Source organism: Pseudorhizobium marinum (assembly GCF_000705355.1).
GTDB lineage: Bacteria > Pseudomonadota > Alphaproteobacteria > Rhizobiales > Rhizobiaceae > Neorhizobium > Neorhizobium pelagicum.
In genome coordinates this window covers 16,909-41,538 of record NZ_JMQK01000028.1, presented here as the reverse complement: position 1 = coordinate 41,538, position 24,630 = coordinate 16,909, and the positions used below count along the sequence as shown (strand labels likewise).

The 24,630-nt window shown below is 61.0% G+C and carries 24 protein-coding genes; 15 read left to right on the top strand and 9 right to left on the bottom strand.

The window, feature by feature from the left end; translation table 11 throughout:
• Positions 1 to 20 precede the first annotated feature (20 nt).
• The 8 genes from EO99_RS0122925 (at position 21) to EO99_RS0122890 (ending at position 8,286) form a co-directional block, all read left to right on the top strand.
• A complete protein-coding gene (locus tag EO99_RS0122925; RefSeq protein WP_029620898.1) occupies positions 21 to 1,259 on the top strand; it encodes an extracellular solute-binding protein in 1,239 nt (412 codons plus the stop codon).
• Between the two features lie 34 nt (positions 1,260 to 1,293).
• Complete coding sequence (locus EO99_RS0122920) at positions 1,294 to 2,193, top strand: carbohydrate ABC transporter permease (protein ID WP_029620897.1); 900 nt, start codon at positions 1,294 to 1,296, stop codon at positions 2,191 to 2,193.
• Positions 2,194 to 2,207: 14 nt separating this feature from the next.
• Positions 2,208 to 3,071: a carbohydrate ABC transporter permease gene (locus EO99_RS0122915; protein ID WP_029620896.1), complete on the top strand. Its 864-nt coding sequence runs from the start codon at positions 2,208 to 2,210 to the stop codon at positions 3,069 to 3,071.
• Between the two features lie 73 nt (positions 3,072 to 3,144).
• Positions 3,145 to 4,269 carry an ABC transporter ATP-binding protein gene (locus EO99_RS0122910; RefSeq protein WP_051680035.1) on the top strand — a complete coding sequence of 375 codons (1,125 nt, stop codon included), beginning with the start codon at positions 3,145 to 3,147 and terminating at the stop codon, positions 4,267 to 4,269.
• 20 nt (positions 4,270 to 4,289) lie between these two features.
• The gene (locus EO99_RS0122905) at positions 4,290 to 5,069 is read left to right on the top strand and encodes a DeoR/GlpR family DNA-binding transcription regulator (RefSeq protein WP_162179334.1); all 780 of its coding nucleotides are present in this window, start codon (positions 4,290 to 4,292) and stop codon (positions 5,067 to 5,069) included.
• Positions 5,062 to 6,039, top strand: a complete 978-nt coding sequence (locus tag EO99_RS0122900) for an N-acetylglucosamine kinase (RefSeq protein WP_029620893.1) — start codon at positions 5,062 to 5,064, stop codon at positions 6,037 to 6,039. Before EO99_RS0122905 ends, EO99_RS0122900 begins: the two co-directional genes overlap by 8 nt.
• A 4-nt stretch (positions 6,040 to 6,043) precedes the next feature.
• A complete protein-coding gene (locus EO99_RS0122895; protein WP_029620892.1) occupies positions 6,044 to 7,000 on the top strand; it encodes an SIS domain-containing protein in 957 nt (318 codons plus the stop codon).
• Positions 6,997 to 8,286 (top strand): D-tagatose-bisphosphate aldolase, class II, non-catalytic subunit, encoded by a 1,290-nt coding sequence (locus EO99_RS0122890; RefSeq protein ID WP_029620891.1) that lies wholly within the window; start codon positions 6,997 to 6,999, stop codon positions 8,284 to 8,286. The genes EO99_RS0122895 and EO99_RS0122890 overlap by 4 nt, the downstream gene beginning before the upstream one ends.
• A 9-nt stretch (positions 8,287 to 8,295) precedes the next feature.
• Here the strand turns inward: EO99_RS0122890 and EO99_RS0122885 are convergent, their stop codons facing one another.
• Positions 8,296 to 8,481 (bottom strand): hypothetical protein, encoded by a 186-nt coding sequence (locus EO99_RS0122885; RefSeq protein ID WP_029620890.1) that lies wholly within the window; start codon positions 8,479 to 8,481, stop codon positions 8,296 to 8,298.
• 152 nt (positions 8,482 to 8,633) lie between these two features.
• Between EO99_RS0122885 and EO99_RS0122880 the strand changes: the two genes are divergently transcribed.
• A complete protein-coding gene (locus EO99_RS0122880) occupies positions 8,634 to 8,972 on the top strand; it encodes a hypothetical protein (protein WP_029620889.1) in 339 nt (112 codons plus the stop codon).
• A 135-nt stretch (positions 8,973 to 9,107) separates the two neighbouring features.
• On the opposite strand, the gene EO99_RS27245 is transcribed toward EO99_RS0122880, so the two are convergent.
• Positions 9,108 to 9,880, bottom strand: a protein-coding gene (locus EO99_RS27245) for an IS5 family transposase (protein WP_408002885.1) whose coding sequence is annotated in 2 segments (ribosomal slippage) — positions 9,108 to 9,557 and positions 9,560 to 9,880 — 771 coding nt in all. Because the reading frame shifts where the segments join, the coding sequence is not laid out codon by codon here.
• 730 nt (positions 9,881 to 10,610) lie between these two features.
• On the opposite strand from EO99_RS27245, the gene EO99_RS0122865 reads away from it, so the two are divergent.
• From EO99_RS0122865 to EO99_RS0122850, 4 genes are read left to right on the top strand one after another with little or no spacing between them, the layout of a single operon-like run.
• On the top strand, positions 10,611 to 11,996 hold the full coding sequence (locus EO99_RS0122865) for a hypothetical protein (protein WP_029620886.1): 1,386 nt from the start codon (positions 10,611 to 10,613) through the stop codon (positions 11,994 to 11,996).
• A 9-nt stretch (positions 11,997 to 12,005) separates the two neighbouring features.
• Positions 12,006 to 13,247, top strand: coding sequence for a hypothetical protein (locus EO99_RS27885; protein ID WP_029620885.1), 1,242 nt, complete (start codon positions 12,006 to 12,008; stop codon positions 13,245 to 13,247).
• Between the two features lie 19 nt (positions 13,248 to 13,266).
• Positions 13,267 to 14,142, top strand: a complete 876-nt coding sequence (locus tag EO99_RS26470) for an OmpA family protein (RefSeq protein WP_162179333.1) — start codon at positions 13,267 to 13,269, stop codon at positions 14,140 to 14,142.
• Positions 14,123 to 14,941, top strand: a complete 819-nt coding sequence (locus EO99_RS0122850; protein ID WP_156034974.1) for a hypothetical protein — start codon at positions 14,123 to 14,125, stop codon at positions 14,939 to 14,941. The genes EO99_RS26470 and EO99_RS0122850 overlap by 20 nt, the downstream gene beginning before the upstream one ends.
• A 213-nt stretch (positions 14,942 to 15,154) precedes the next feature.
• Here EO99_RS0122850 and EO99_RS0122845 read toward each other — a convergent pair whose 3' ends face one another.
• The 7 genes from EO99_RS0122845 to EO99_RS0122815 are packed head-to-tail and all read right to left on the bottom strand — an operon-like array spanning position 15,155 to position 22,966.
• Complete coding sequence (locus EO99_RS0122845) at positions 15,155 to 15,829, bottom strand: RraA family protein (protein WP_029620882.1); 675 nt, start codon at positions 15,827 to 15,829, stop codon at positions 15,155 to 15,157.
• Positions 15,826 to 17,472: a fucose isomerase gene (locus EO99_RS0122840; RefSeq protein WP_051680033.1), complete on the bottom strand. Its 1,647-nt coding sequence runs from the start codon at positions 17,470 to 17,472 to the stop codon at positions 15,826 to 15,828. Before EO99_RS0122840 ends, EO99_RS0122845 begins: the two co-directional genes overlap by 4 nt.
• Entirely contained in the window at positions 17,469 to 19,124 is a 1,656-nt protein-coding gene (locus EO99_RS0122835) for an FGGY-family carbohydrate kinase (RefSeq protein ID WP_029620880.1), read from the bottom strand. Before EO99_RS0122835 ends, EO99_RS0122840 begins: the two co-directional genes overlap by 4 nt.
• Positions 19,125 to 19,135: 11 nt before the next feature.
• Positions 19,136 to 19,954, bottom strand: a complete 819-nt coding sequence (locus tag EO99_RS0122830; RefSeq protein ID WP_029620879.1) for an SDR family oxidoreductase — start codon at positions 19,952 to 19,954, stop codon at positions 19,136 to 19,138.
• 31 nt (positions 19,955 to 19,985) lie between these two features.
• Positions 19,986 to 21,494, bottom strand: coding sequence for a tripartite tricarboxylate transporter permease (locus tag EO99_RS0122825; RefSeq protein ID WP_029620878.1), 1,509 nt, complete (start codon positions 21,492 to 21,494; stop codon positions 19,986 to 19,988).
• Positions 21,495 to 21,498: 4 nt separating this feature from the next.
• Positions 21,499 to 21,969, bottom strand: coding sequence for a tripartite tricarboxylate transporter TctB family protein (locus tag EO99_RS0122820; RefSeq protein WP_029620877.1), 471 nt, complete (start codon positions 21,967 to 21,969; stop codon positions 21,499 to 21,501).
• 22 nt (positions 21,970 to 21,991) lie between these two features.
• Positions 21,992 to 22,966, bottom strand: a complete 975-nt coding sequence (locus tag EO99_RS0122815; protein ID WP_029620876.1) for a tripartite tricarboxylate transporter substrate binding protein — start codon at positions 22,964 to 22,966, stop codon at positions 21,992 to 21,994.
• A gap of 191 nt (positions 22,967 to 23,157) precedes the next feature.
• Here EO99_RS0122815 and EO99_RS0122810 point away from each other — a divergent pair, with 191 nt between their 5' ends.
• Complete coding sequence (locus tag EO99_RS0122810) at positions 23,158 to 23,916, top strand: FadR/GntR family transcriptional regulator (protein WP_029620875.1); 759 nt, start codon at positions 23,158 to 23,160, stop codon at positions 23,914 to 23,916.
• Between the two features lie 440 nt (positions 23,917 to 24,356).
• Positions 24,357 to 24,581 carry a hypothetical protein gene (locus EO99_RS0122805; protein WP_029620874.1) on the top strand — a complete coding sequence of 75 codons (225 nt, stop codon included), beginning with the start codon at positions 24,357 to 24,359 and terminating at the stop codon, positions 24,579 to 24,581.
• Positions 24,582 to 24,630 lie beyond the last annotated feature (49 nt).

Here is a 24,630-nt window from a genome sequence, read left to right as displayed (position 1 = left end):
CTTCCAGTATGGGGTAAGTTATGAAAACCATGGCCTTCCAGGCCGCGCTCGTAGCGGCAACTTTGTTCTCCACCGTACCGGGTCAAGCCGCCGATCAGTTTTCGGTCCTGCTGCCGCCCTGGGGCACACTTCCCAAGGAACTCACCGACACGTTTGCAGAGAAGCAGGGTGTCGAAATGGATATCCAGACGCTCGGCTGGGATGAAATCCGCACCAAGATCGTCACCTCGATGGTGGCCAATACCGCTCCCGCAAGTGCGACCGAAGTCGATTGGTCCTGGGTCGGGCAGTTCGGCGCCGCCGGCTGGTACCAGTCTCTCAATGACGCCATCAGCCAGGACGTCCTGGCAGACGTGCCGACCGCCAGCATCTTCAGCTATGACGGCCATGTCATGGGCGTGACCTACAACAACGACTTCCGCGTCATGATCTACAACAAGACGCATCTCTCCGATGCCGGTGTCGAAGCCGTTCCGACGACGCCCGACGAGCTTCTTGCCGCTGCCCGCGCCATCAAGGAGAAGGGCATCGCCGAGCATCCGATCGGCTTGCCGCTGTCGGCCAGCGAGGGCACCTCGACAGCCTGGTACCTTTTGACGAAGGTCTTCGGCGGCGACCTCTTCGACGAGAATTTCCAGCCGCTCTTCACCGATGTGGACTCGGCCGGTTACAAGGCGATGGAATTCGAGATCGCGGCGCTCAACGAGGGTCTGATCGATCCGGCGGCGACCGGCCTGAAGGACGTCGAGATCCAGGAGCTGTTCAAAAGCGGCAAGATCACCTTCGACGTCGCCGGCTGGGCGGGCAACCTCTCGGTCTACACGGACGCCGATAAGTCGCAGGTGGCCGATGCCGCCGCAGCGGCACTGATGATCTCGAGCACCGGCAAGGCCCGCACCATCGGCCTCCCGGAAGCCGTCGGCATCCCCACGGGCGCCCAGAACAAGGAGGCCGCGACCGCCTTCATCAACTGGCTGCTCGAACCGGAGATCCAGATCGCTGCCTATGAGACGCTCGGCAACCTTCCGGCCCGCCTGTCGGTGCTCGAAAAGCTCAACGCCGACGGCAAGCTGGTCGAGGGCGACATCATTCTCAAGCAGGCTGCCCTCGTTGAGCCCATGTTCGCCCAGGGTGCACCGGCCTGGTATCCGGAGTTCTCGACTTCCGTCTCGACCAACCTCAATCTGGCCGCCAAAGGGCAGATCACCGTGGCCGATGCGATCAAGAACATTGCAGCCGACGTAGAAGCCGCAAAGTAAAACCGGCATTCTGGAAAACAGACCAGTGACGACAATGACAGACCGTACCCCGCCATCCAGTTATCGACCGACCGCCGGTTTGACGGGTGCGGTCTATGTCATGCCAGTGGCCGTCATCATGGCGGCACTGGTGCTCATTCCTCTCATCTTCACCATGATCGACAGCCTCTACCGCGTCGATCCGATGCGCGCCGGCACGCCCTTCGTAGGCCTGGCCAACTACATCCAGTCGTTTACCGACCGGAACGTCCTTCAGGCCTGGAACAACACCTTCGTCTTCGTGGCGATGACCGTGGCAATCCAGATCGTTCTCGGTCTCTCGTCCGCCCTTCTTCTCAACCGGGTTCGCTTCGGCCGCTCGATCCTGCTTGCGGCGCTGGTGTTGCCATGGTGCCTGCCGCCGGTCGTCAATGCCGTCGTCTGGGGCTGGATCTTCAATCCCTCCTACGGCGTCCTCAACCAGATCCTCAGCACCTTCGGCCTGGTCGAGCCCCGCCATGTCTGGTTCAACGACCGCCTGACCGCACTCTTCCTCATTGCCCTCGTGCATGCCTGGCGAATGATGCCGCTGACGGCGATCATCCTCCTTGCCTCGCTGCAATCGATCCCGCGTGACCTCTACGAGGCGGCACGCCTCGACGGGGCTGGCGCCTTCGGCCTCTTCAGGCTCGTCACGCTGCCGCTGATCTCCGGAGGCATCGCGATTGCGCTCAGCCAGTCGACGGTGTTTGCCTTCAACATGTTCGACGAAGCCTGGATCCTCAACGGCACCAGCCTCGACACCCGCTCGATCATGATCCAGGTGTACATGTCCGCGTTCCAGTCGCTGAAGTTCTCTTACGGCATGGCGTTGAGCGTGCTTGCCATGCTGGCTTCGCTGATCGTTTCAGCCGTCTATGTGGTGCGCGTCTATTCGGAAACACGGTACGACTGATGAAGTCCCAGTTCATGACATCTCTCGCCGGGCGCATCAGCCTCGCCATTGCGGTGGCGCTGCTTCTGGGCTGGTCGCTCGGCCCCATCTACTGGGCCCTGGTCACCAGCTTCACGCCGCCCAACATGCTCATTGGCGACACGGCGCATTTCTGGCCGGCCAACGTCACCTTCGAACATTATGCCAATCTCTTCGGCGCGACCAGCCTGTCGCAGGGCAACGAGGTCAAGAGCGTCTGGCCGCAGTTTTCAGCAGCGTTCACCAATTCGCTCGTCACCTCGCTCGCGGCGACAATTGCGACCGTGATCATTGCAGCGTTTGGCGCCTATGCCTTCGTTCGCATGCCCTTTCCAGGATCGGGTCTCCTCTTCTCGATCGTCGTCATGACCATGGCGATCCCGGCCTATACGGTGATGATCCCCCTCTACCGGCTGATGATCGCGCTTGGCTGGATCGACACCTATGTCGGCATCACGCTGATCTATGTCTCCGCCTTCCTGCCGCTGGCTCTGTGGCTGATGCGTTCGATCTACAAGTCACTGTCGCCGTCGCTGGAGGAGGCAGCCTTCCTGGATGGCGCCAGCCGCACCTACACGCTCATCCACATCGTGCTTCCGATCGCCATGCCCGGCCTGATCGCTTCGGCAATCCTGACCTTCCTCAACGCGTGGGGGCAGTTCATGGTGCCGCTGATCTTCTCGCCGACGCTGGCGACCAAACCGCTGACCGTGCTGATCCCCGAATTCGTCACCCGCAACTACATCGACTACGGCCTGATGAATGCGGCCGGCATCGTCGCCATCATTCCGCCGGTTCTGGTCGTGGTGTTCCTCAACCGCTTCCTCGTCAGCGGGCTGACCGCGGGAGCAACAAAATGACCGGTCGTTTTGCCTCCGTCGCCTGCCGGTGCAGCGCCGCATCCTTTCTTTCCGTAACTCGGGTAATCTGCCAATGACGACGCTTGCCATCTCGAACCTCACCAAGGCCTATGGTGATATCGTCGTGCTGCACGGGATATCGGTGACCATCAACGATGGCGAGTTCGTCTCGCTGATCGGATCGTCCGGCTGCGGAAAATCGACCCTTCTGCGCACCATTGCCGGCCTGGAATCGATCACCAGTGGCTCGATTTCGATGAACGACCGCATCATCAACACGTTGCCGCCCAAGGATCGCGATATCGCGATGGTGTTCCAGAACTATGCGCTCTACCCCCATCTGACGGTGGCGGAGAACATGGGGTTCAGCCTGAAGCTCAGGAAGGTGGACAAGGCCACGGCGCGCAAGGCGGTCGAGGAGGCCGCGCAGTTGCTTGGCCTTTCCGACTATCTTGATCGCCCTCCGCGTGCTCTGTCAGGCGGCCAGCGTCAGCGCGTCGCCATGGGCCGCGCGATCGTACGCAATCCCAAGGTCTTTCTGTTCGACGAGCCCCTGTCCAACCTCGATGCCAAGCTGCGCGTGCAGATGCGGCTTGAGATCAAGACACTGCAAAAACGGCTCGGCACCACCTCGGTCTACGTCACTCACGACCAGGTTGAGGCGCTGACGATGTCGGACCGGCTGGTTCTTCTCAACAGGGGCAATGTCGAACAGATCGGCACGCCCTCGGAGGTCTACCACCGCCCGGCCAATACCTTCGTCGCCACCTTCATCGGTTCACCCGCCATGAACCTCCTCAAGGGCACCTATGTGCGCGAGGGCGAGACGTCAGCACTCAATGTCGCCGACACCCGTATCCCTCTGTCCGGTCATCCCGCGCTGCAGAGCGGCAGCGATGTGACGATCGGCATTCGTCCCGAGCATCTGGTTCCGGTCGCCGGTGCGGCCGCCGGGTGCTTCAAGATGGCGGTTGGACTGTCGGAAACCACCGGTGCTCAGACCCTCGTTCACGGCCTGGCCGCCGGCCAGGAGATCGCCGCCATGCTGAGCGGAGACTTCAACCCGCCCTCCGGTTCGGCTCTCCATGTCAAGCCGCACAGCGAGGCGATCCACCTGTTCGACCACACATCCGGTGCGCGCATTCCGCTGCACAATGAAGCAGCGGTGCGAACCGCGCCGACCCAGATCCCCGCCTAACGGACGCGACGAACACGATGATGAACGAACGCCAGACACGCATACGCGATCTTCTCTTCGACCGGGGAGAACTGCAGGTCAACGACATCGCCGAACATCTTGGCGCATCGCTGGCAACGGTGCGGCGTGACCTGACGGATCTCGAGAAGTCCGGGGTGATCGTTCGCACCCATGGCGCAGCGCGCATTGCCGCGGAGATGCGCTCGGAAGTGGCCTTCGGCGCGCGCGAGCAGCACAATCTTTCCGCCAAACGCCTGATCGCCTCGGCCGCGGCCGAGCATCTGCGCGAGGGCACGACCGTCTTTCTCGATGCCGGCACCACCGTCTTGCAGCTTGCCCGCAAGATCAAGCTGATGAGCATACCGATCACCGTCTTCACCAACGGTATCGTGGTTGCTCAGGAACTGGCCAATATCGACCGCATCACCGTCTGCCTGCTGGGAGGGCGGCTGCGACCGCAGAACATGTCCATGGTCGGGCCGCTGGCCCAGGCCATGCTCGACAACATCTACTTCGATCAGCTGTTTCTCGGGGCGAGCGCCATTGCCGATGACGGCTGGATCACCAGCCACGATGCGGAAGAAGCGCGGGTCAACCAGCGCATGGTCGAGCGCGCCAAACAGACCTTCGTGCTGTGCGATGCGGGCAAGCTCGGCGAGCGCGCGACCTACGGCGTTCTGCGGCTCGCCGAACCCCTGCACCTCATCACCAGCGGCGCGCTCTCGGCGCCGCTTCTCAGCCATATCCGCGACAGTGCCACGACCCTGACGCTCGCCAACAGGGACGCGCCCAATGGCTGACTGGATCGGCGCGACCGACGGTGGCGGCAGCAAGACCGCCAGTGCGCTTTTGTCGAGCAGCGGCGAACTGGTACCGCTGCCCATTGCCGGCGGCTGCAACCCGCAGGACAACCGCGCCTGGAAGATTGAGCTGGAGCAGGTGATGGTTCACCTTCGTTCGGGCGCGCCTTCGGTCAAGGCAGTGACCATGGGCATGCCCGGCTTTGGCGAGGTGCGTGAGCTCGACCGCGCAGTTTCAGCCGTGGTGACAGCTGGGATGGGCGCGACCGCATTCATCTGCAACGACGTTGAAATGGCATTTCACGGCGCCTTCCCGCAAGGCGAAGGCCTGCTTCTGCTCGTGGGTACCGGCTCCATGGCCATTGCGGGCACACAGGCTGGAGGCAGTACCCGGATCACCCGCGTCGGCGGCTGGGGCGACAGTTTCGGCGACGAAGGCTCCGGCTACTGGATCGGACGGCAGGCGCTCAGCCTCGCCACCAGAGAACTCGACGGACGGCTTCCCGCCACGGGGTTTGCCGAAAAACTCTGCCAGGCGCTCCATCTCTCCCTCGATCGCAATCCGCTAGCCCTGATGGAGTGGACCGCCCACCAGGACCACACCCGCTCGGCCATCGCCTCGCTGGCGCAGACCATCAATGGCCTCGCCGAGGATGGAGACATGCGGGCCAGGGAGGTTCTGCAGGACGCGGCGCACTACCTGGCGGAGCATCACGCTGCGGGCATGAGCAAGGGCGGACTTTCCTCCGGCACGCCATGGGCCACGGCCGGTTCGGTGTTTGACAGTGCAATCATCCTCGGCGCGGTCAGCACATTGATCGGACAGCCGCCCGTGGGCGCCGCCCTGCCCCCGATCGGCGGCGGACTTCTTCTCGCGGCACGGCAGGCCGGCTGGGCCGTCGATACCGCATTCATTGACAATCTCGCGCGCCAGCTGGAGCTCGCGCCACCCTCGCATAAAAGGACATGAAATCATGAACGCGACCCTTCGCAGCATCACCGAGCAGTTCCCCTTCTGGAAAAAGGCTCAGATGCCGAAAAAGCTGCAGGTAACAGACGTCCCGCGCATCGTTATCGGCTGCGGCACCTCCTACAATCTGGCGCTGAGTGTCGCGGCGGCGATGAATGCCAATGGCATTTCGGCGCTTGCCGTGCCAGCCGGCGAATGGATCGTGCGCCCGCAAGCCTACTCTACTGCAACGAGCTGTGACGTGATCGCGCTGTCGCGCAGCGGCGAAAGCACCGAAACGGTTCAGGCCGCCGAAGCCAGCCGGGCCCGCGGCCAGCATGTCATCGGCATTACCTGCGCACCCGGCTCAAGCCTGTCGAAGGCGTCAGACACGCCGATCGAATTTTCCACGCATCCGCAGGAAGGCATCGTGATGACCTGCTCTGCCAGCCTGATGCTGATGGCGGGCCTGGCGCTGGCCGGCGTGGCCTTCACCGAGGCGGAGATCGACCAGGCACAAGCCTTCATGGCGGCGATGGACGCCGTCGACGTCGCCGTCTACGGGCCGCGCAGCCATTTCGTCTTCCTCGGCGGAGGCGTGAACTATGGCGTGGCGCTTGAGGGGGCGCTGAAACTGCAGGAAATGGCAATCTGCTACACGCAGGGCTTCCATCCCGGCGAATACCGCCATGGACCGGTGAGCCTTCTCGACGAGAAGACCTGCGTGGTCATGCTGTACAGCGAAGAGACGCGCAAGCACGAGAGCGAACTTGTCAAGGAACTGCAGGACAAAGGCGCCGTGGTTCTCGGCTTCGGCGGCGACGGCGACATCTCCCTGGCGCATGGCTTTTCCGACGGTGCAGCGGCGCTCGGCGTACTTCCTGCCCTCCAGATCCTGGGCGAACGGTATGCCGTGCGCAAAGGCATCGACACCACCGCACCGCGCAACCTCACCAAGGTCGTCATGCTGGAGGCGAAATGAGCACGCCGCTGAACGCTCTGCTTACGCTTCACGCCTTCGCCGACGCCGGCGACCCCAGAGGGCTCACTTCGGTATGCAGTGCACATCCGCTGGTGATCGAGGCGGCCTTGATCGAGGCGCTTCAGACCGGTTCCATCGCCTGCATCGAGGCAACCTGCAATCAGGTCAACCAGGAGGGCGGCTACACAGGCATGACGCCGGTTGATTTCCGCGACTTCGTGCTCGCCATTGCAAGGACCGTCGATTTTCCCGTCGGGCGCATCCTGTTCGGCGGCGATCATCTCGGGCCCAATCCCTGGAAGCACCTTCCTGCCGACGAGGCGATGGCCAAGGCCGAGGCGATGACGTATGCCTATGCGGCGGCAGGCTTTGGCAAGCTCCACTTGGATGCCAGCATGGCCTGCGCCGACGATCCCACACCCCTGTCGGTGGCCACGATTGCAAAACGGGCAGCAAGGCTCGCAATCGCCGCCGAACAGGGTGCAAGCGAAGGCAGTCATCCAGCTCCTGGCTATGTCATTGGGACCGAGGTTCCTGTCCCGGGCGGCGCCATGGAGGAACTCGATGTTCTGGAAGTCACCTCCCCCGCCGATGCCGCCACAACGCTTGCCATCCACGAGGAGACGTTTCGGGAAGCCGGGCTCGAAGGCGTTCTGGATCGCATAGCCGGCCTCGTCGTCCAGCCCGGGGTCGAATTCGGCAACGCCAACGTGATGCGCTTCAAGCCCGAGGAGGCCTCGGATCTGTCCGGATGGCGTCAGGCCACGGGCGGGATCGTTTTCGAGGCCCACTCCACCGACTACCAGCCGACCGAGGCATTGCGCGCCCTCGTCGCTGGCGGCTTCTGCATTCTGAAAGTTGGACCGGGCCTGACGTTCGCGCTCAGGGAAGCGTTGTACGGCCTTGACCAGATTGCCGGCATTCTCGTGCCCTCGTACACGGGGGGCGCACTGATGCGGTCGATGGAGGCCTCGATGCTTGCCGCGCCAAAAAACTGGGCCGGCTACTACCCGGGCAGCGACGAGGAGAAGTTCGTGCAGCGGCACTTCTCCTATTCCGACCGCATCCGCTACTATTGGAACCTGCCCGAGGCGCAGCGGGCGGTCGAGGCTCTCTTTGAGGCTCTTGGCGAACGGGATCTGCCCGAGACACTGGTGAGCCAGTATCTCGCCGGGGTCTACGACGACGTCTCGGCCGCTAGGCTGAAACCGACGGCCCGCAATCTGGTGATTGCAAGCATCCGCAAGGCCCTTGCCCCCTATAGTGCAGCCTGCAGCAGAGGCTGACAAACCAGTTCACCAGGGTGAGCGGATAACGACATCGCCAGCGCCGGCCCGGCGCAAAAAAAGCAGGCGCCGGCTCTGTCCGATCTGCGCGGTGGTCAGGACGAGGGGCAAGCTCTGGAGCAGTGTGGCGTCCTTGCCGATGTCCACATTGATGGCTGCGACCTTCGGCTTCGACGCAATGATCGGGTCGATCAAATCGCGATCATGCCCTCTGACGAACCCCGTGTCCCTGCCGCGTCAGCGTCATTTCTGCTGCTGAGACATAGTTGTGAGAATATCCTGTCCATGTCCTTGCAAAGCACCCGTTTTCGATCAATGGATAATGCTATTGCTTACGGGGGGATTCGATGGCTACTTTGGTTCAACTGCAACATCCTAGTTCTGGGGTTGGGAAAACTGGGTTTTACGGCTTCAGCTGGACAAGTTTCTTTTTTGGCGGCTTTCCCGCTCTTATAAGAGGAGACGTCGGAATTGGCCTGGGAATGCTGGCTGTCGGCTTTATCGCCGGCTTCCTAGGGATTGGTTTTGGCTGGTTTTTCGTAAATCTGATCTGGGCTTTCATATATAACAGAATATACACTAACCGTCTTCTTGAGGCGGGCTATAAGTTGGCGGATACGCCTGAGCGAAATCATGCGGCCCGTGCGGCTCTGGGTGCCGGCGAGCAGGCTCTGTTCACGCGATAACTGTTTCGGAAGCTGGACCAATCTGATCTGACGTGGCGCTAGCGCACCATAGCGGCGGGCGCTGCAGGATCAAACATGCCTGCGTCTGCGTCATGGCTGGCAGGACATTGCAGTAACGCTAATGGTCTCCTCTCCCTAGGATGCGGACTCATTAGCTGAGGCAATCCATATCCTCGTCGCGGCAAGCTTGAGGGCGGCGAGGTAATTGTCCGCGCGCCGGTCGTATCGCGTCGCGAGGCCACGCATCTGCTTGATACGGTTGAAGAACCGCTCCACGAGATTGCGCTGACGGTAGACCCAACGGCTGAAGCTGAACGTTTGTTTTCGATTGGCCTTTGCAGGGATATTCGCCCAGCATTTGTGTTGCTTGGCAAAGTCACGAATTGCGTCGGTGTCGTATGCTTTGTCAGCAAAAATCGTTGCGCCGGGCTGTAGGTCGTTCAGCAGCTTTTCGGCCATCGGTGCATCGGCAGCCTGACCAGCCGTGAGTTCCAGCCGAACCGGTCTGCCGTCCGCATCGACAAGAGCATGGATCTTTGTCGTCAGGCCGCCGCGGGAACGTCCCATGCAAGGATCGGCAGAGCCCCCTTTTTAGCATTGGCACCATGCTGGTGAACGCGAACACAAGAGCTGTCGATCATCACGATATCTCCATCGTAGCGCTTTGAAACAGCGTCCAGAAGACGATCCCAGACGCCCGCCTTGCGCCAGCGGGAGAACCGATTGTAGAGCGTCGTGCGCGGACCGTAACGCTCCGGCACATCTCGCCAGGATGAGCCAGTCCTGAAGCGCCATAGGATGCCGTTGATCACCCGGCGGTCGTCGACACGTTCAACTCCACGGCTATTGTTCGGCAGCAGCGGTGCAATGACAGCCCATTCTTCATCGCTCAATTCGTGACGGCGCATGGCAATCTCCTTTCAAGGAGATTGAATCACACGCCGTCAATAAGATGAACCCCGTTTATGGGGACACTGCCTAGGCTCACCACCTTTCTGAAGGGTGGATGGATATGCATGATTCACCAAAAGATCATGCAATCTGGGGTCGCTCTTCCTTTTTTGTTGCAGACTCTGCGCGCAGATGGCTATCATTTTTCCGGGCATAGAAGGGGCTAGGGTATGTTTGAAATTCATCGACGCACGACGAGTGCGGTGGTTGCGTTCGCGTTGACTGCACTATCACTCAGTGGCTGTACAACTGTTCCTGGCGGGGCATCATATGCGTCACGCACCGCCATGGATCGTGCAATCGGCCAGTGCGTGGCCAGTGTAGTGTTGTCGGCTGGCATAGGTGCCCTAGCCGGTGCGGCTATCAACGGTGGAAGGGGTGCCGGACAAGGCGCCATCATTGGTGGCGTGGCCGGTGCCGGGGCTTGCGCCGTGCTGATGCAAGTCGCTGCTGCCGAAGATCGGGCACGTGTTCGAGAGGCTGAACTGGATGCGATCGCTGCCAACTCGACCCGCACAACTCGCTTCTCCAACAATAGTGGGAAAAACGTAGCTGTCACCACCAGCGTCTCAAACGCTCCGATTCCGACTCCGAGAGCAACGGCAGCATCCGGGGGTACTTCGACAAAAACGGCTGACAGTTCGAAGTCGCAGTTCACGGCATGCCGCTACTCACAGCAGACCGTCAATGTCGCTGGCCAGACTGCAAGCGGCGGCAAGCAGCTTTGGTGCCGCCTGGATACAGGCGACTGGAAGCCAATCGCGTCGTGAGGCAGTGGGGATGAATATAATGACAGACAATAGCCAAGTGGATGGCTACAGAAGCCTCGATCTTTCCCCAAGCGGAGAGCTCGTGAGCAACCTACTCGCTGGTCTCCCCAACGAGGTGGAAACCCAACAGATCAGACTCACGGACCATGTGGGGCAGTTACCTGCCAATCTTACGCCTTACATGGCGTCCTGGTACCGAAGCTATATCTCTGGTCCACGCGGCCAAGCCCTCGACGCTGTTTCGACCATCCTGGGAGTAAACAACGATCAAAAAAGAACCCGCGGCGTCTTTCTTGAGCGAACAATTTCGCACGAGCAGGATCGTCGCATTGAGCAGAAACGTCAGGCCCAAAAGAGCAGTCGTGAGAAGCGGGGCGCCGACTATGAGCGCTATGATTCCGCCCGCCACGAGTATGCCAAAGCAAAGGAAGACTACGACGAGCTCCGTGCGCGTCACGGAAGGGAGGCTAGACCCACGCCCATCTGGTACCTGCCAGCAATTGGCGTAATCGGCGTATTTGAAGCGCTGATCAACTTTGAGAGTTTCAGCGCCCTCGAGATGTTCACACCGGCAATTGCGACGGGGGTCACAATGATTGTGGCTATCGCCATTGCCTATGCCTCACATCTTCATGGCACGGTCATCAAGCAGCTGGAATCTCGTTTTGGAGCTCACCGAAAGGACGGTGATCGGGCGAGTTCGGCTTGGATGCTCAGCATCGGTTTTCTGCTACTCTCCTCGGTACTGTCCCTTGTATGGTACGCGCGAAATAGCCTTCTTGCAGAACGGCTTCTCGAAAACTCTGTGATCGGCGGTGAAGCCCCGAGTGCGCTCTTTATGATCGGTGGCTCCATGATCGGCAACGTTCTGGTCTGGCTTCTCGGCGTGGCAATCGCTTTCTATGCGCACGACGAAGACCATAACTATCCGCAAGCATTGCAGCACAAGCTAAAGGCGGAGAAGAAAATGTATGCGCTCCATGAGCGCATCAATCAGCCGCTGAATAGGGAGTTCGAGAAGATCGACGCGATGTGCGAGAAAGAGATCGCGCAGGCTCGCAACAAGCACGCGTCGTTGGCGTCAGACACCGAATTCTCTATCGGCCGTTCTCTTCTTGCAAAGGTCGCAGAACAAGACGCCCGTGTCATCGCGGCGCTTGAACTGTATCGGATGCAGTTGACCTCGGCCTTGCGAGGCAAGCGAGCCCAATTCGAGGTGCAGCCCGAGTTGGATGCCGTTGAAGAGGAGATGCTGGACGCAACCCGGTACGCAGCCCGTCCTCTTGCCCTCAAATACCTCTAGGAGCTTGGGATGAAGAGACATTTCCTTTCCTGCATTCTCCTGTGCAGCATCACCTTTCCCGCAGCAGCTCAGGTCAAGACTGTAGACACGTTCTGTTCGAGTGAGACTGGCGAACCATCGCTGCGCCATACTTACGTTGTGATCGACGGAGCAGTCGCAACGGAGGACGCCCCGGAGGGGCCTTCGCCCGATAACACGGCGTGGAGACGCTTCGCTGCCCAGTTCTTTGATGCCCGCAATGTCGCTATCGACCAAATGATGTCGCCGCGGGAACGGATAACCATTGCCATCGCCAATTCTGACGGATCTGGCCTCACACCGCTGTTTACTGGGTGCCTTCCGACCGTTGGGAAGGAGGAGGCCGCAAAGCTGGACCAAGAAACCACCAGCATGCAAACGTTCTTCGGCAGCGATTGGCGGTCTGCGAATGAGAAAGCCGCAGAGGAGTTTTCCCGAACCGCAACCATCTCGTTGGTACAGGGCATGAAGAACGCTAAAATAGGTTCGCCAGCCTCACGTCTCGACTTCGCACATGGGGCCCTCATCCAGTCCCTCAGCCGTACTAAGGCCTATTCCCTCTCCGATGGGCTGCCACGTCTGATCATCTACTCCAATCTTTCAGCCTACAACCTGCCTGTGGCGGACATCGCTACAGCGAGGGCTCAGGGACGGTCGGACGCAGACGCGATTACCCTCGATCTCCAGCGCGTCGAAGTCGGACTTTTCTCGACGGGGACAGCGGTTAGCGAAGAAGCCGCAGAGTATCTCAAGGCTTTTTTCCTCACTGCAAAAGGCAAGGTTGAGACAATTGCTGGTGAGGGCGGAGCGATTGGAAGCAACGGCGTTCCAATCAAGGTCGCAGTCTATCAGGGCGGCATCTCCTATGGCGGCGATCAATACCCAGTCCGGATGCGCCTCGCGCAAGATGTAAATGGCTCGGTTACGATGTCCTGGATTGAGGAGCAATCCGACCGGCTGCGCTTCGTGCCATTTGGCGGCATCCTCAACTGCACCGACGGTGACAATTGTACCTTCGTCGGCGACCGAGTGTTTGCGCAGATATGGAGCGACAAACAAGGTGCAACACCGACATGCGAGGGCTGGATGCCGTTTGGTGGCCTGCGTGAATTGTCTTTCTCCACATCCGGAGATCAACTCAAGGGAAAAATTTCCGACTCGATTTGTGTCATCAACGGCCAGGAAGACGGCATCAGCTTCACCCTCCAACGGGTCGACAATGCGGTCTTTTAGATTATTCTTCGGGAGCCTGGTGATCGCCGCAATGTTGCAAAGCGGCACGGCCCTTGCCGCGTCAGACGCATGTCCGGTTGAACTTCCACCCGGGCTCCCCTGCCCGGTCGATGCATGGGAGACGGTCGGAATCGAGCATGCGGACCGTCTCGCAAGGCTCAAGAGGTTATCGAAGGGAGACCAGGCTTTCACCTTTTACGAGGAGTCGGTATCCGCGGCCGCGCACGGGCTTGTTGAATTCCCCGCAGATATTCCGGTTTTGCGCGTGGTGGCCCAGCAGGACGTTTTTTTCGACAGTGGCAGCGACAAGATCCGGCCGGAAGCATATCCTCTTCTCGATGTCATTGCAGAAAGCCTAAAGCTTGAGCCGCCTGATGTGGCCTTGTTTGTTGCAGGGCATACCGATTCCGATGGAAATGACGAACCCAATCTGACGTTGGGTCTGGCAAGGGCACATGCTGTTGCGTCAGCGCTCGTAGTGCGGGGCATCTACCAGGCCTCTATCTATCGCGTGTCGTTCGGGGAGTTCATGCCGATCGTCCCCAACAACAGTCCAAGAAACAAGGCGAGAAACCGCCGGGTGGAATTTCTCTTCGGTGCAAAACCTGAAGCGCTTGTGGTTGAGATAAAGCGTCAGAACGTAAAGCTGTGCGGCGATGTTTCTCTTCAGGAGGAGTGCCGCAAAAACGTTCGCATTGAGATCGAGCAGATTTCGGTCCCGCTTGAATTTCAACAGAGAGTTGTCGAACTTAACCAGGAATCCTCCGCTGTCGAAACGACTCGGAGCAAGAGCGCTGTGGAGGTGCAGAAGGCTCGGCAAGAGGTTGAGATTAAACGCGAGCAGATCCCGGTTACCATCAGCAGACAGAAGATATATGTGGACCTGGGTAGGTAAATTCCTGCTCTCTGTTGGTCTGGCGGTATCGTGCGTCGACGCAACATTGGGCGCAGTCCCAGATGCCAGTGTTTTGTCGTGCAGAGAGAGGTTCGCTAAAGACCTTTCTCCCAATGGCTCCGGAGGCTGGTCAGTGGTGGAAGGGCAAGGTGGACCGGTTCTCTGCCTCGCCGGCAGCCTGGTCGATATCGACCTCCCCAAGCTTCTCATGGTTCTTCGCGCGATGCCGAGGCTCGATATCGTGGTCCGCACGACGGGAGGGCCAGTTGATCTCTGGCTCTCGATTGCGGAAAATCTGATCGGCAGGATTGGGGCTCTCTACGTTGATGAAGCTTGTTTCTCAAGCTGCGCTAATTATCTGTTACCGATTGCGGATAAGGTGATAGCGGAATCCGGCTCCCTTATCGTCTGGCATGGGGGTCCCAACCCCTGGTCGTCGCAACCTCTTGCGGGAGCAGAAGTCACGGATGCGATAGAATACGACCAGCTTTCCAACCGGACAAAGAGGCTCTATGAAGCAGTTGGTGCCGACGTTCGGTTGCTGGCCTACACCTCCGAACCGCCTTCGCCAAAGAAGCTCGTCCGCCTGTTCGGGGCAGAGAGCGGAGAAGTTACCGTATCGGGCTATGCCTTGTCGCCAATACGTCTCGCGGAATGCTTCGGTTTCAGAAACCTCAAGTCGATGTGGCACGCCGGAGGTGACCGGGCTGTATACGAGCTAGGCAGAAGCCGAAGTGAACACCTCACTCTCCTTGAGACCCCACAAAACGATTCTGACGGCACCGTCGAATGCGATTGAGGGAGGCGTCTTACCGGCGCACGGAATATCGGCGCCGTCACGAAGAAGCTCCGCCTACTACGTCTTCGCCAATTGTTCTCGAGAATTTGGCAGCGCCGCGTAGCCTCTGGTTACGGGCAGACTGCCTGCTGTCGGACGGCCTGCCCTCTCAAGCATCCTTAGATACGTCGCTTCACCTGCCCAAACGTCTGGCCAGGGATCGGCAGGATACGGTCAGGCGGGGCCGCTGCTTCCCATCGGCCAAACGCTCTGGAGCTTTTCGCCGTCCAATATCCGTTTGCGGCAACTGGACTCGGCCTTGCCATTGTCGTCAGCTGCGTCCGCGATGGTTTTTACCAGTTCCCTCGGGATTACCACCACGCCACTGATGTCCCCAAAGATCACGTCGCCGGGACGAACCCGCACGCCATCTATATCCAGGTCCACCTGGGACTGGGTCGGTTCCATGCGGCCCGAGACACCCACCGGGCTGGCCGAACGGGCAAACAGCGGATAGTCGAGGTGCCTCACCTCGGCCAGATCGCGCACCGTCCCATGCACGACCGTTGCGGCTGCCCCTGCAACCTTGGCGCCGGTCGACATCAGCTCTCCGGTTCCCGATCCCTCCGCGCACGAGGCATCCACCATCAGAACACCGCCCTTGACCACGCCGTCGATGGCCGCATGATAGACGTCCTGCGGCTGACCGACTCGTGTGCTGGGCTCGTAAAGAACCGTGACTGCCGGTCCGCATACCACCTGGCCTGCTGCGAGACTCCCGAACAAGGATATGCCTTTGAGATGACCGTAGGCGCCGTGTTTGTCCATGACGTCGTGGATGTCGCCCGAATACCACTTGGAGAGCCGTTCGATCGATTCCCAATCTGTTGCGGCATAGTCGTAGGTCATTGCGATGCTCCTTGGTAAGCTTCTGGTGCTGATTGTGTGCTGGATTGGGCGTCGACACCGCAAAGGTGCACCGCGATGCCGAGCTCCATGGCCAGTGCGGCCTTGACGCCCATGGAGCGGTTTGCCTCGTTTGGCGAGTTAGCGTAGACGACTTGAATGTGATTGGCCTTATGGCGCGCCATCATTGCATCGCGGTCCACGCCGGTGAGGACCGCATGCATGATCGGCCATTGCGGGTTGGTGGCCTCGGAGCGTCTGCGGGTCTCCATCTCGGGCAGTGACACTGCCTGGCCACGGCCGATGTCCATCTGCAACCGGTTATCCTCTATGTAGATCCTGCTCCAGACCAGTTCCCCAGGCTTGGCCACACCACGCAGGGTGCCACCGCCGGCGGGAAAGAACATGGGTGGCTGGCGCAGGCTTTCTGATCCTGCCCATCCCCCTTCGTGATGCGCTGGAGGAGCAGCCCCGGAAATCTCGAAGACCCAGATGAAGTCATCCCGGGACCCTGACCGGTCGACGTCACCCCAACGCAGGTCGTGAAGCGTGGTCTCGACAGGTTGCCCCAAGGCGCGATGCACGCGATTGATCAAAAGGCCGTCGAGGCCTGCGCACTCGTCCACCTCGTTGAAGTGAACGATCGCCTGCCCTTGGCGAATGATGCTTGCGTCCTCCCGCATGACGTCAGGACGATCGTCGTTGTTGAGCATGCCCTCGACGAGATCTGACGCTGGCAGAAGATCCTTCAGGCCCTGCTGGTACTGGATGCCGATCGCCTCGCAACCGAAGGAATCGGCCATTCGCACGGCGGCAATGTACATGCGGCATTGGTGGATCACCTGCTGCTGCGTCAACTCCAGAGTTGGGTCACGCCCCAGATGAAAGCGCATCCCCCGGTCGAGCATCCACTGGTAGACGGCGCGCGCCTCCTCCTCCTCCACAGCCATGGTGGCGTGATAGAGGGCGGACTGCGACAAGCGCTCCTTGTAGACGCCCAGCGGCATCAACAATTCGTCCGGCACGATGGCATTGTACATGCCCATGCAGCCTTCATCGAAAACGCCGAGGATCACCTTCCTGTGGCGGATATCGTCGGCGATGGACGCTGCCAGCCTGCGATCCTCCTCGACAAGGCGCGCCGGGTCGAACGGGCGCACGTGGGTGATCGGGTGATCCAAAGTCCCGGTCTCGATCCAGGTCTTGAGCCCCGACAAGAAGAATACATCGTCGAAGCTCTCGCTCCAGAGCGTGGAATAGCGCACGCCTGCCTTGGTCAATGAGCCGTTGAGGTTGAGCATGCCGACGAGCCCCGGCCACTCCCCTGCCCAGTTCGCCACGGTGAGGATCGGCCCCTTGTGGCTGACCAGACCAGCCAGCACGTGGTGAGAATACTGCCAGACTGCTTCGGCGACGATGACCGGCGCTTCCGGATCGATGTCAGCGAAGATATCCATGCCTTCGCGTTGAGATGCGATGAAGCCGTGGCCTTTGTCCGCCTTGAAGGGGTGTGCGCGGCAGACGCTATGTCCCGTGGCAGAGACGGCTTCTGCGATGCGCGCTTCCATGGCCTGCTGGGCCGGCCAGCATTGGACATTCGCGCTTTCACGCAAGTCACCACTGGCGACCATCTGGATTGTCGTCATGATCCCGTCTCTCTTCTCTCAAAGCTTGCTCCTGCACCGCTCATCAGCGCGCAATAGGCGGCATAATCGTCCTGCATCCGGCGGAAGACAGTGTATTTGGCGTCATGGTAGCGGGCGATCTCTCGCCCACGCGGCTCGATGACCCTGGCCGATCCGCTCATGCTGCGCATGGCCTCATCGAGACTGGAATAGTCCCCGGCGGCGGCGGCTCCGAGCATCGCAGAGCCAAGCAGCACCGGCTCGGCCTGGTCCGGCACGATCACGCGGCAGCCGCTCGCATCGGCGTGCTCGCGCAGGTACAGGGGGTTGCGGGCGAGCCCGCCACTGACGACGAGTATGTCGACCATGACTCCCTTGGCGCGCAGCACCTCGATGATGTGACGGGTGCCATAGGCGAGTGCCTGCTGCGTTGCGAGATACTCGACCGCCAGATCGTCGAGGCCGGCGTCGAGCGTCAGTCCCACAGACGCTCCCGTGCGCCATGGTTCGGCCAGCGGTGAACGGTTGCCGTGAAAGTCGGGCTGAACATGGCGCTGTCGCGTCAGGTAACAGGTCTCCTCGGAGAGGAATGCGAGACGCTCGTTCAAAACGTCTGCTGGCCGCCGTTCTGGGTAGGATGCTGTCAGCTCAGCGGCTGCAGCATGTCGGGCGATGACATGATCCAGTAAGGCGCCGGCCGCGGACTGCCCACCCTCATTGGCCCACCAGTCGTCCAGCAAGACCGCGAAGTAGGGCCCCCAGATGCCCGGCACATACATCGGCTTGCGGGTGAGCGCGATATGGCAGGTGGAGGTGCCGGCAATCACCGCCAGGCGCGCGCCAAGGTCGAGCCCCCCCTCACCATCCCCTGTTGCCAGTGTCCCCAGCGCCCCCGCATAGGCATCGATCAGGCCGGTAGAGACCGCCGTGTCCGCAACAAGACCGAGGTCTTGAGCTGCAGAAGGAGTAAGGCCGCCGGCGCGCACGCCCGCTGCTGCAAACCGGGTGCCGATTTGACCGAAGGCGCGCTCGGCGAGGTCGCTCAGTCCGATCGCCTCAAAGAAGTGAGCGTCCCAGCCCTCCCCCTGGAGCCCTTCATGTCCCAGGTAGGTCCACTTGCAGGTTGAAGAACAAACAGAGCGGATGTCGCTGCCGGTTGCGCGATGAACGAGCCAGTCCGGCAGATCCCAGAACGTCTCGGCGCTTTTCCAGCTTTGCGGCAGCTCGCGTTTGAGCCACCGCAGCTTGGGGATCTCCATTTCCGGAGACATGACGCCCCCGACATGATCCAGAACCCGTGACCGCGTCTGCGTAATCGCCTCGGCGTCGGCAATCGCCCGATGATCCATCCACAGGATCACATCCTGGTCGGGCGCTCCATCGGGGCTGACCGTGACCGGTACCCCACCCTCCCCCGCCACCACCAGCGAGCAGGTGGCATCGAAGCCGATGCCGCTGACAGCCCCGGCGTCGACCCCGGAGGACGTCATCGTCTCTCGCACTGCGGTGACGACGGCGCCCCAGATGCCGGCCGAACTCTGCTGCGCAAGCTCCGGGCTCGGGCGAAAGGTCTCTATCGATGCGGCGGCGCTGCCAAGCAACCGCCCCTGCCGGTCGAAAAGTCCCGCCCGGGCGCTCCCGGTGCCGACATCAATGCCGATGTAAAAGCTCATCGCGCCGCCCCTCACCAGGCCGTGAAGCCACCGTCGACGACGACATTCGAGCCGGTCATATAGGAAGATGCATCGGAAGCGAGGAAGCGGATCACGCCGTTGTATTCGTCGATCTCGGCCTGACGTCCCATCGGCACGCGTTCCAGGAAGGCGTCGATGAACTCCTTGTCGAAGCTGGCCGTCTTCACACCGCCGAAGGAGATCAGGTTGACCCTCACCTTTTTCGGAGCCCAGTACGTTGCCAGATACCGCGTCATGTTCAGGAGGCCCGCCTTGGAGGCCGCGTAGGAGATTGCCTTGACGAAAGGCACGCCGTCTCTCTCCTCGCGATAGGCGTAGAGAGCCTGGTTGGGGGAGACCATGCCATAGATGGACCCGACGTTGATGATGGAGCCGCTCTTGGCTTCTGCCATGCGGCTGCCGACCACCTGGCTGGTCAACATGACGCCGGTCAGATTGGTCTCGATGATGTCGTCCCAGTACTTGCGGGGATAGACCTCGAAGGGCGCGTTCTGTTCGGCCGATCCGTCCGGCTTGGAGTCGATACCGGCATTGTTGACGAGGATCTGAGGGACACCCCAATCGGCAATGAGCTGTTCGGTCGCGGCTTCGAGCGCCGCCTTGTCCGTTACGCTTGCCTCGTAGACCCGGATGTTGTCGGTGAGGCCGGGAAACTTCTCAGCCATCTGGGCGTCGCTGAACGGGCGGCGCGAGAAGATCGCCACCTTGGCGCCCGCTTGCGCCAGCGATCGGGAAAATTGTGTGCCGAGCTGTCCCAGCCCGCCTGTGACGACGGCGATACGGCCTTCAACGGAAAATGGATCGTGCATGCAATTGCTCCTCGTGTTGGATAAACGTGGTCTATGACGACAGCGGTCTGCGCAGGCGTGCGGCGAGACTGCGAAGAATCGGGATGACGATGATGGCGCAGACCAGGATCCCCAGCCCGGCCGCCACCGGCCGGCTGAAGAAGCCGATCAGGTTGCCGTCGGCGATCTGCATCGACATGATGAAGTTGCGTTCGAGAATGGGGCCGAGCACCAGGCCCAGAATGACGGGCGCGATCGGAAAGCGATTGGACTCCATCAGATAGGCCACCAGGCCCGCCACCAGCATGATGGCGATGTCAAAGACCGTGTTGTTGATCGCAAACGATCCGACGACGCAAAAGACGAGGATGGTCGGCACGATCAGTCCGCGGGGCACGGCCAGAACGTAGCGGGCACCCTTGATTGCAAGGAAGCCGATGGGGATGAGAAACAGATTGGCCAGCGCAAAGGTCAGGATGACGGCCGTCAGCATCGTCGGGTTCTCGACGAAGAGTTTCGGGCCTGGATTGAGGCCCTTCATGAAGAGCACGCCGATGGCGATGGCGGTGACGGCATCTCCTGGAATGCCGAAGACGAGCGCGGGGACCCAGGCACTGGAGAGGCCGGCGTTGTTGGAGGAACTCGCCTCGATCAGCCCTTCTTCGTGCCCGGTGCCGAACTTTTCCGGCGTTCTGGAGAAGCGCCGGCTCATGCCGTAGGCAATCCAGGCGGCCAGGTCGCCGCCCACCCCTGGCAGGGCGCCGATCGACGCGCCCAGAGTGGAGCCGCGCAGGAAACTCCACGGGTAGCGGCGAAATGCGCCCCAGACGCCGGCGAACGGATTGCTGAACAGGCTTTCCTTGGCTGGCACAGGAGGAACGGTCCCTGCCGACGAAAGGCCGCGCAGCAGTTCGGCAAAGGCGAACATGCCGATCATCGTCGGGATGAAGCTGACCCCCCCGTAGAGGTCGATGACGCCGAACGTGAAACGCGGCTGGCCGGAGGTGACGTCGAGGCCGACGGTGCTGATCAGCAGCCCGAGGCAAAGCGAGAAGAGACCGCGCGCCGGCGCATTGGTGCTGACCAGCGCGGAGGTCAACAGCCCCAGCAGGGCGAGCCAAAAGAACTCGAAACTGGAAAAGTTCAGCGATGCTCGCGCCAGAAGCGGAGCGCTGACCAGCAGCACCAGCGCGCCGAACAGGCCACCGGCTGCGGAAAATATGATGCCGATCCCCATGGCGAGCTGTGCCTTGCCCTTCATATTAAGGGCGTAGGCCTCCTCGACGTAAGCCGCCGAGGCCGGCGTGCCAGGGATGCGCAGCAGGACGCCTGGGATGTCGCCGGCGGTGATCGCCATGGCCGTCGTCGCAACAATGGCGGCAATCGCCGGCACCGGATCCATGTAGAAGGTCAGCGGGATCAACAGTGCCGTGGCCATGGTCGCGCTCAGACCCGGGATGGCGCCGATGAAGAGCCCGTAGATGGAGGCAAGCAGCACCACGATCAGCACCTGCGGCTGAAGGACGATCCACAGCGCCGAGATGAAAACATCAAATGTCATTGAGCTAACCCAGGAGTGTCAGGGGCCCGGAGGGCAAGGGCACGTAGAGCAGGCGCTTGAAAGCGAAATAGGCAACCAGAACCACCACCAGCGAGATGATCGCCGCCGGGAGCGGACGCGCCCGCATCAGCAGCATCAGTGGCAGCGCGTACAGCACGCCAAACAGCGGAAAGCCGAGGATCGGCATGAACAGAATGCCGACAAGCACGCCGGAAATCGCCCACACGGCACAGGCAAGTCCCCGCCTTTGCCCTCTCCACACCGAGACATCCACCAGTGGGCCGCCATCGGCGGCGCGAACGCCGCCGATGAAGATGGACAGGCCGCAGCCGGCCATCAGCAGTCCCACGATCGTCGGCATCAAGGACGGCCCGAAGGTGGCGCCTGGCACCGAGGGGATGGCCTGGGAGTGCCAGGCCACCAAGATGCCGAACAGCAGCAGTGCAAGACCGAGAATCCGTTCGTCGAAGGTCATGGCGTGAGCTCCTGCGCCAGAGCTACTTTGCCAGGCCGACGGCCTGCATGGCGCTGACAAGGTCGTCGCGCGAGCGCATCACCGTGCTGGTGAAGGTCTCGGCGTCCTGATAGGCAACCGAGAAGCCTCGCGATTTCATCAGCGCGATGAACTCTTCGTCCTTGGTGATCTCGGCAAGCGCCTCGGACACCTTGGTCACCACCTCGTCGGGAAGGCCGGCTGGACCTGCCAGGCCGCGAAACGGCAAGGGCGACCAGGCGACGTCGAGCGCTTCTGATACCGTGGGAATATCCGGGTAAAGCGCACTGCGCTCGTCGGCCATCAGCAGGAGGGTCTTGGCCTCACCGGCATCGACCAGAGACTGCGCCTCAGCAGGAGACGTCGACACCACTTCGATGGCATCGGCGGCAAGCTGCTGCATGGCAGGCGCAGAACCGTCGGAGGCGACCCAGGGCGCTGCCTGCGGATCGATTTCAAGACGATTGAGCAAGCCCGCCCATGCCAAGTGCGAAAGACCGCCTCGATTTGCACCGGACGCCTTCAACTGCCCCGGGTTGGCCTTGACCGCCTCCACCAGCTCCTTTGCTGTGGCATAGGGAGCGTCTGCACGCACATTGATGCCGATGGCGTCGGCATTGAACCGGCCCAGCAGAGTGAATGCCTCTGGCGATGCCCCTGGCAGACCTTGGGCTTCGAACATGGTCGTTTCAATAGTGATTACCCCCAGCGTATAGCCATCCGGGGCAGAATTGGCGATCGTGATATGACCGACGAGGCCACCACCACCGGTGCGGTTCACCACGTTGAAGGGCTGACCAAAACGCTCCTCCAACTCCTGCGCAACGGCGCGCGCGGTTGCATCCGTTCCGCCTCCGGCCGACCATGGCACGATGACCGTGATGGCCCGCTCCGGCCATTCGGCAAAGGCATGCCCAACCGACCCCAGAATACCACCGATAATAGCAGATGCCGCTAGCGCAGCTTTGAACGCTTTCATGTCTTTCCTCCCAACTGCCCAGTGCTGGCAGGCAGTACCTCCGTTAGTGCAAGCGCCAGCACCTCATCGATCTCATGTCATAAGTCATATGTCAAGCATGACGGGTGCAGCTTGACAGCACTTATGTCATAACTAATTTGTGCTATGGCAGCACAGCAATGGCAGCGGTTTACGATGGCTGAGGGACACCCATGACACTGACGACCACCCAGACCCCAGGCCGGGACAAGCTGCACGCCGCCGTTGCGGCCGCAATGGAAGAGCGCATCCTGGCCGGACAGCTGCGCGTCGGCGAGAAACTGCCGTCGGAGGGTGACCTGGCGCGCGAATTCGGCGTGTCGACGCGATCCGTCCGGGAAGCCGTCCAGGTTCTGGAAACAAAGGGCCTCGTCCGAAGGCGCCATGGTGAGCGGACCACGGTGGTGCGTGCCGACGTCAGCGAGTTCCTCGATACGCTTGCTGTGACCGTCCGCCAGCTCCTGCGCGCCAACCCCCATCATCTGACCGAGGTGATGATCGTGCGCCGGATGATCGAAAGCGACGTCATTGATCTCTTGGGAACCGCAGGCAAATCGAAGCTCACCAAGGTCGAGGAGGCGTTGGCGGCAATGCTCGAGGCTGGCAAGCGAGAGGATTTTGCCAGCTTCACCGCAGCCGATGCAGCCTTCCATCAAGCCTTGGTCGACGCTGCCGGCAACAGCGTGCTGTCGATCGTCTACAACAACCTGCACGGACTTGTCGCCGAGGTCATCCGGGTCACCTCAAGCGTCCCGACCAAGTCGTATGACGCGGCCTACGCCGAGCACCTCGAGATCTACAACAAGATATGCAGCGGCGATCTCGAGCGCGCAAAGCTGCTCATGCGGGCGCACATCGACAACAGCACCGAGTACCTGAAGGTGGCACTTGATAAAAAAGACGGAAAACACGAGGCCGCTGCGGGTCAGTAACTCTGGCGGGTGCCGTTACGCCGACCGTGGGCAGAGGGTCCGGATCGGAGTTTGACCTCCTTGCCGTGTCGACCGATGTCCTCGGACGGTGCAGGTTCTCATCATGGCGCCGAGCCTGTCTCCATGCGAGGAGGAACCGGCGATCGCTGCCGGGACTTCAGGGCATGCCGGCTGATGTTCTACAGAATTTCACCTGATAGATCTCCCTCGATAGCTCGATCATACCCGGAACGGTCTCTCCCCGCGGCCATCAAGGCTGGAAGAACTCGCATCGCAGCCCAGGCCCATGGTTCTCTTTGAGAAGGTCCGTCCGCCACGCGTCACGCGATCCAGCGGGAACCGGTAGCAGAAACCCGGGGCTTTGTCTGGAGCGCCTGGACAGCATCATATAGACTCCAGAACGGTGATCCCTGCCACCCTTGCTGCCGTTGGAGAGATGGATGCCGAACAGCACGCCAGATAGCGCCGAGGCGATTGCCGTTGAGGCGTGTCGTGAGATCCCAGAGGGCGCCGCTTACGAAGAATGCATCGTCTGGACAACGGCCGAGGTGAAGATCGAGGAACAGGTTGCGGCTGATCGGGCCGACCTCTTCGTCATCATGGCGATCATCGCCCCACTCGTGTTGCTGGCCGTGCTGATATACAAGCGAGCCGCGGGCCAGTAGGCTGATCCTGGACGCATCATGACGATTTGAGATCCGAGCGGTCACATGT

Coding starts and splice junctions, on each gene's coding strand:
- EO99_RS0122895 (WP_029620892.1), top strand. CDS start 6,044: ATGAACGCGACCCTTCGCAGCATCACCGAGCAGTTCCCCTTCTGGAAA.
- EO99_RS0122850 (WP_156034974.1), top strand. CDS start 14,123: ATGTGGACCTGGGTAGGTAAATTCCTGCTCTCTGTTGGTCTGGCGGTA.
- EO99_RS0122890 (WP_029620891.1), top strand. CDS start 6,997: ATGAGCACGCCGCTGAACGCTCTGCTTACGCTTCACGCCTTCGCCGAC.
- EO99_RS0122880 (WP_029620889.1), top strand. CDS start 8,634: ATGGCTACTTTGGTTCAACTGCAACATCCTAGTTCTGGGGTTGGGAAA.
- EO99_RS0122865 (WP_029620886.1), top strand. CDS start 10,611: ATGTCGCTGGCCAGACTGCAAGCGGCGGCAAGCAGCTTTGGTGCCGCC.
- EO99_RS0122830 (WP_029620879.1), bottom strand. CDS start 19,954: ATGCACGATCCATTTTCCGTTGAAGGCCGTATCGCCGTCGTCACAGGC.
- EO99_RS0122925 (WP_029620898.1), top strand. CDS start 21: ATGAAAACCATGGCCTTCCAGGCCGCGCTCGTAGCGGCAACTTTGTTC.
- EO99_RS0122810 (WP_029620875.1), top strand. CDS start 23,158: ATGACACTGACGACCACCCAGACCCCAGGCCGGGACAAGCTGCACGCC.
- EO99_RS0122815 (WP_029620876.1), bottom strand. CDS start 22,966: ATGAAAGCGTTCAAAGCTGCGCTAGCGGCATCTGCTATTATCGGTGGT.
- EO99_RS0122820 (WP_029620877.1), bottom strand. CDS start 21,969: ATGACCTTCGACGAACGGATTCTCGGTCTTGCACTGCTGCTGTTCGGC.
- EO99_RS0122840 (WP_051680033.1), bottom strand. CDS start 17,472: ATGACGACAATCCAGATGGTCGCCAGTGGTGACTTGCGTGAAAGCGCG.
- EO99_RS0122920 (WP_029620897.1), top strand. CDS start 1,294: ATGACAGACCGTACCCCGCCATCCAGTTATCGACCGACCGCCGGTTTG.
- EO99_RS0122845 (WP_029620882.1), bottom strand. CDS start 15,829: ATGACCTACGACTATGCCGCAACAGATTGGGAATCGATCGAACGGCTC.
- EO99_RS27885 (WP_029620885.1), top strand. CDS start 12,006: ATGAAGAGACATTTCCTTTCCTGCATTCTCCTGTGCAGCATCACCTTT.
- EO99_RS0122900 (WP_029620893.1), top strand. CDS start 5,062: ATGGCTGACTGGATCGGCGCGACCGACGGTGGCGGCAGCAAGACCGCC.
- EO99_RS0122825 (WP_029620878.1), bottom strand. CDS start 21,494: ATGACATTTGATGTTTTCATCTCGGCGCTGTGGATCGTCCTTCAGCCG.
- EO99_RS0122835 (WP_029620880.1), bottom strand. CDS start 19,124: ATGAGCTTTTACATCGGCATTGATGTCGGCACCGGGAGCGCCCGGGCG.
- EO99_RS0122805 (WP_029620874.1), top strand. CDS start 24,357: ATGCCGAACAGCACGCCAGATAGCGCCGAGGCGATTGCCGTTGAGGCG.
- EO99_RS0122910 (WP_051680035.1), top strand. CDS start 3,145: ATGACGACGCTTGCCATCTCGAACCTCACCAAGGCCTATGGTGATATC.
- EO99_RS0122905 (WP_162179334.1), top strand. CDS start 4,290: ATGAACGAACGCCAGACACGCATACGCGATCTTCTCTTCGACCGGGGA.
- EO99_RS0122915 (WP_029620896.1), top strand. CDS start 2,208: ATGACATCTCTCGCCGGGCGCATCAGCCTCGCCATTGCGGTGGCGCTG.